Source organism: Planktothricoides sp. SR001, assembly GCF_001276715.1.
Lineage (GTDB): Bacteria > Cyanobacteriota > Cyanobacteriia > Cyanobacteriales > Laspinemataceae > Planktothricoides > Planktothricoides raciborskii.
The window spans coordinates 1-3,361 of record NZ_LIUQ01000077.1 but is presented as its reverse complement, the minus strand read 5'-3'; the positions used below and the strand labels follow the sequence as shown (position 1 = coordinate 3,361).

Annotated in this window: 5 protein-coding genes and 1 pseudogene; 2 read left to right on the top strand and 4 right to left on the bottom strand. The window is 46.7% G+C overall.

The window, feature by feature from the left end; translation table 11 throughout:
- Positions 1-177 precede the first annotated feature (177 nt).
- Positions 178-783 (top strand): aminodeoxychorismate/anthranilate synthase component II, encoded by a 606-nt coding sequence (locus tag AM228_RS26485; protein ID WP_054469910.1) that lies wholly within the window; start codon positions 178-180, stop codon positions 781-783.
- Positions 784-813: 30 nt separating this feature from the next.
- Positions 814-1,668, top strand: coding sequence for an MBL fold metallo-hydrolase (locus AM228_RS26480; RefSeq protein WP_054469930.1), 855 nt, complete (start codon positions 814-816; stop codon positions 1,666-1,668).
- A 171-nt stretch (positions 1,669-1,839) separates the two neighbouring features.
- On the opposite strand, the gene AM228_RS34595 is transcribed toward AM228_RS26480, so the two are convergent.
- The 4 genes and pseudogenes from AM228_RS34595 to AM228_RS35760 all read right to left on the bottom strand — a co-directional run bounded on the left by AM228_RS34595 (position 1,840) and on the right by AM228_RS35760 (position 3,344).
- Positions 1,840-1,977, bottom strand: a complete 138-nt coding sequence (locus AM228_RS34595; protein WP_190880655.1) for a hypothetical protein — start codon at positions 1,975-1,977, stop codon at positions 1,840-1,842.
- Between the two features lie 225 nt (positions 1,978-2,202).
- A pseudogene (locus AM228_RS36470) lies at positions 2,203-2,760 on the bottom strand (IS630 family transposase); the annotation flags it as partial.
- A gap of 60 nt (positions 2,761-2,820) precedes the next feature.
- The gene (locus AM228_RS36465) at positions 2,821-3,084 is read right to left on the bottom strand and encodes an IS630 transposase-related protein (protein ID WP_255353275.1); all 264 of its coding nucleotides are present in this window, start codon (positions 3,082-3,084) and stop codon (positions 2,821-2,823) included.
- A gap of 149 nt (positions 3,085-3,233) precedes the next feature.
- A complete protein-coding gene (locus AM228_RS35760; protein WP_255353276.1) occupies positions 3,234-3,344 on the bottom strand; it encodes an HNH endonuclease in 111 nt (36 codons plus the stop codon).
- Positions 3,345-3,361 lie beyond the last annotated feature (17 nt).

Below are 3,361 nucleotides of genomic sequence, written 5' to 3'. Positions count from 1 at the left end.
TTCTCTTTTCTCTCTTCCCCCCACACCCTACACCGATGGCGGCCCTTTCTTCTCCCCCACACCCCACACCCCACACCCCACACCCCAGGCCCCACACCCCAGGCCCCAAAAGCCCCGGGAGCCCCTCTCTCCTAATTAGTCGGAGACCATCTACCAAATTGATAAGGAGTCATAGCCTTGATCATTGTTATTGATAATTACGACAGCTTCACCTATAACCTGGTTCAGTATTTAGGAGAACTTGCGCCTGAGTTTTCCATAGCCGCAGACCTCCGGGTATATCGCAACGATCAAATCACTCTCAGTGAAATTCGCCAATCTGGTGCGGATGCGGTGCTGATTTCCCCAGGTCCTGGAAGACCAGAAGATGCGGGAATTTCCGTAGATTTGATCCGAGAACTCGGCCCAACTTTACCGATTTTAGGAGTTTGTCTCGGTCATCAAGCGATCGGTCAAGTATTTGGCGGCAATATTGTCTCCGCGCCAGAACTGATGCACGGCAAAACCTCTGAGGTTTATCATACTGGGGTCGGTGTTTTTGCCGGATTGTCTAACCCATTTGTCGCCACTCGATATCACAGTCTGGTGATTGACCGGGAAAGCTGCCCGAAAGACTTGGAAATTACCGCCTGGGTTAGCGATGGCACGATTATGGGGGTGCAGCATCGGAACTATCCACATATTCAGGGCGTCCAGTTCCACCCAGAAAGTATTTTGACCATTTCTGGCAAGCAACTCCTGAGAAATTTTCTCCACCAAGCTTCCTCCCTATCTAACACTTAGTAAGCAAGACCCAGTAACCAAGATTCAATGATTAATCGTCGCAAGTTTCTCCGCTACGGACAAATCAGTTTATTCGCCGCCCTGGGAAGCAGCCTCGCGGGTCAATGGCAAGCTGTTCAAGCCCAAGTTCAATCTCAAACTTCTCCCCCACCATCCACGACCCCCTCACCCACCCCCCCAACAACACCTCCCGAAGCTTCGACGACCCAAAATCAACTTTCTATTAAATGGTTGGGACATAGTTGTTTTTCGTTTACGGGGGATAATCTGAGGGTTTTGGTGAATCCTTTCCGTAGTATTGGTTGTACTGCTGGGTATCGCTTGCCACGAGTGGAAGCTAATTTGGTTTTAATTAGCAGTCGGTTGTTGGATGAAGGGGCGATCGATGAGTTGCTGGGTCAACCTCAGATATTGTCAGAACCGGGGGCTTATCAGTTTCGCGACAAACAGATCCAGGGAGTCCGTACTGACCACGATCGCCACGGGGGTCGCCGCTTTGGGACAAATGTGGTTTGGCGGTGGACGCAAGCAGATATTAAGATTTTGCATCTCGGTGGTGCGGCAGCCCCGATTACTACTAATCAACAAATTTTGATGGGTCGTCCGGATCTGTTGTTGTTGCCAGTGGGCGGTGGGCCAAAAGTTTATAATCCCGAAGAAGCGAAGGCAGCGATCGCATTGCTGAATCCGAAAGTGGTGATTCCGACGCAATATCGGACCGCTGCCGCAGATGCAAATCTCTGCGATTTGGTGGCGCTGGATCAGTTTCTTTCGGTGATGGGAGATACGCCCGTGGAAGAGGTGAATGGAAATGCGATCGCTCTCCAAGCGAATCAGTTACCAGAAACAGGGCCAGTGATTAAAGTTTTAAAATATTCTTTTTAGAATTTAGAAATTTTTTTAGAATTCTAAAAAGAATTCTTTTTAGACCGGATTAGAGAAAATTAATCTGGTAATCTGGAAAATTAACCCTAAAAATTAACCCTAAAAATTAACCCTAAAAATTAACCCTAAAAATTAACCCGGAAAATTAACCCGGAAAATTAATCCGGAAAATTAACCCGGTTTTTCCGGCGATCGCTCTCCTAAAATAGCATAAATCGTGGTAGTTTCTTCTTTGCCTCGGAGTTGAATGCGATCAACTTGCTCACCCAAATAGCGATCGCAAACTAAATTATAAGTATCCGCAGTCATCAGTAAATGATACGGATTATTTTTGGTAAATTATTCATGGGTTCTAGTCTGGCGGCAACATTAACCGTATCCCCAATCACGGAAAAATTTGACCTTTTTTGCCGCCGACACTGCCAGCCATCAAAACTCCTGTGTGCATCCCAATGCCAACCCGAATCTTTGGTTTACCCGTGGCTTGTATAGCAGTTCGCTTCGGGTATAGCAGTCGCCACTCCAGTTAGGAAATTAAGCACCGGCTAACCGAAGAACCTGCTCCATAGCCTCTCGTAATCTGGTGTTAAACTGTTTAAGTTGGTGTCGAATACGGCTTTTAAGCCAAGACCAACACCGCTCAATTTTATTTAAGTCTGGGGAATAGGGCGGTAAATACCAAATTTCGCATCCGGCCTCTTGCACCAGTTGTTCAATACGTCTTCCCCTATGAAACGTGGCGTTGTCAATCACCAATTTTTGCCCCGGTTTCAAGGTGGGAATGAGACAGATTTCTAACCAGAGTTCAAATACGTTCCGATTGCAGGCTCCTTCAAGGGTGAAAGGAGCGCGTAATTCCCCTTGACAAAAAGCGGCAATCATATTAAGGCGCCCCAGGCGTCGTCCTGACTTCAGAGCATGGAGACGTTCGCCTTTTCTACTGTCACCATAGCTGTAGTCATCGCGGCTATCCATACCAGCTTCATCGCCATATACAATGTCTTCAGGCTTGACTGAAGCGAGTTTTTCCATAAATTCTGCCCGTTTTATTTCATCCCGTTCCCGGTATCCATAAGTTTTTTTTTGCGAGTGAAGCCGATTTTTTTGAGTCCCCTACTGATGGTTCTTTCACTAATTTCACCGTCCCATAATTCAGCCAGATGAGCTTGGGTTAATGAGCGCATTCTCTTCAACAAAAGCTCGAAACTTATCCCAGTCCGTTATGCTATGACTATGCCCCGGGGGTCTGTATGTCTTAGCATGGAAGTCTCCAGTTTCTTCTTTACGCTTGAGCCACAGATCGATCGTATTACGGCTAATTCCAAACAGTTTACTGGCTTCACTCTTCTTCATCCCGTTGATTTCAATGGCCTCTATGACCTTTTTCCGTAAGTTGTAGCTGTAAGAATTAGACATGGGTAGATTTATCTCGAATTTTGGCAACTTCTTTTATTCTACGTCCTAACTGGACTGGCGACTGCTATAGTCGGGTAAGGTTCAGGGATTACTCCCCTCCCCTCCCCTAAGAACCGGACTTGACACTTTCGCATCATCCGGCTCAAGCCTTATTTCAAGCGATTGGACTTGGATTTGCTGTGTACCTGCTTATGACACGCTTGGTGTAGATGCACAAGGTTTTCAATGTCGTTTTGTCCGCCTTCTGCAACAGGTATTATATGATGGGTTTCAATTT